This is a genomic window from Streptomyces antioxidans (genome assembly GCF_000968685.2).
Taxonomy (GTDB): Bacteria; Actinomycetota; Actinomycetes; order Streptomycetales; family Streptomycetaceae; genus Streptomyces; species Streptomyces antioxidans.
Window position 1 is genome coordinate 1 of the sequence record NZ_LAKD02000162.1, and the last position, 1685, is coordinate 1685.

Genomic DNA, 1685 nt, shown 5'->3' on the forward strand with positions numbered 1-1685 from the left:
AGGCGGCAGGCGACACCGAAGCCGCCGGACGGGTCTGGCTGGTGACCCGGGAGGCGGCGCCGGTCGGCGGCCGCTGTGATCCACAACAGACGGCGGTATGGGGCTTCGGCCGGGTCGCCGGTCTGGAGCGCCCCCAGCTCTGGGGCGGCCTCGTCGACCTGCCCGCCGAGGCCGACGAGCGGTCGTTGCGGCTGATGGTCGGCACGCTCACCACCGCCGACGAGGACCAGGTGGCCGTACGCTCCAGCGGCCGGTTCGTGCCACGACTGGTCCGGGCGGGCCGTAAGGACGTCGAGGCGTCGGGCTGGACGCCCCGCGGCACGGTCCTGGTCACCGGTGGCACCGGGGCACTGGGGCGGCACGTGGCACGGTGGCTGGCCACCGGTGGGGCACGACGCCTCGTACTGACCAGCCGACGCGGTGCCGATGTGCCCGGAGCCGATGAGCTGCGGACCGAACTGACCGGGCTCGGCGCCGACGTGGCGATCGTCGCCTGCGACGTGGCCGACCGGGAGGCACTGCGGACGCTGCTGACCGAATACCCCGTGGACGCCGTCGTGCACGCCGCCGCGGCCACCCGGCCGACCCCGATGGGCGAGGCCATGCCCGCCGACGTCGACGAGGTGATGGCGGCCAAGACCCGCGGTGCCGCGAACCTCGACGAACTGCTCGGCGACCGCGAGCTGGATGCCTTCGTGCTGTTCTCCTCCGGCGCCGGTGTGTGGGGCAGCGGCGGCCAGTGCGCCTACGCCGCGGCCAACGCCTACCTCGACGGCCTCGCCGCCGACCGGCGCGCCCGCGGACTGACCGCGACCAGTGTGGCGTGGGGCGCCTGGGAGGGCACCGGCATGGCCGCGACCGACGAGGCCAAGGAGTTCCTTGGCAGGCGTGGCATCCGTCCGATGGGCCCGGACCTGGCGACCGCCTCGCTGCGGCGCGCCCTCGATCTCGGTGACACCGCGGTCGTGGTCGCCGACATCGACTGGGACCGGTTCGTCCCCGGCTACACCTCGGCGCGGCCCCGGCCGCTCCTCGACGAACTGCCGGAGGTACGGCGCGTCCTCGCCGCCGGACAGGAGCCGGTGCCCGTCGGCGCCGAAGGCGGCCTTGCCGCGGAGCTGGCCGGTCTGTCCGAGGCGGAACAGACCCGGGCCGTGCTGTCGCTGGTGCGCAGCACCGCTGCCGCCGTGCTGCGGCTGGACTCCGCCGACGCGGTCGAGGCACGGCGCCCGTTCGCCGAGCTGGGCTTCGACTCGCTGACCGCGCTGGAGCTGCGCAACCGGCTGCGCGACGCGACGGGTCTGAAGCTCTCCGCCACCGTCGTCTTCGACCACCCCACACCCGCCGCGCTCGCCGCCGACCTGCGTACGAAAGTCGGTGGTACCGGTATCGGCTCCGCGCGGCAGACGGTGGCGGTCGTCGCCGACGACCCGATCGCGATCGTCGGCATCGGCTGCCGGTTCCCCGGCGGTGTCGGCTCCCCGGAACAACTGTGGAAGCTGCTCGCAGACGGCCGGGACGCGATCACACCGTTCCCCGACGACCGTGGCTGGAACCTGGACGCCCTGTACGACCCCGACCCGGACCACCTCGGCACCAGCTACGCACGCGAGGGCGGATTCCTCGACGACGCCCCGGGCTACGACGCCGCGTTCTTCGGCATCTCGCCGCGCGAGGCGCTGGCC

At 74.4% G+C, this 1685-nt stretch carries 1 protein-coding gene; it reads left to right on the plus strand.

All coding sequences use genetic code 11. From position 1 onward, the window contains the following. A partial coding sequence (locus VT50_RS37030) for a beta-ketoacyl reductase (protein ID WP_143645350.1) occupies nt 1–1685 on the plus strand: 1685 nt, incomplete at both ends.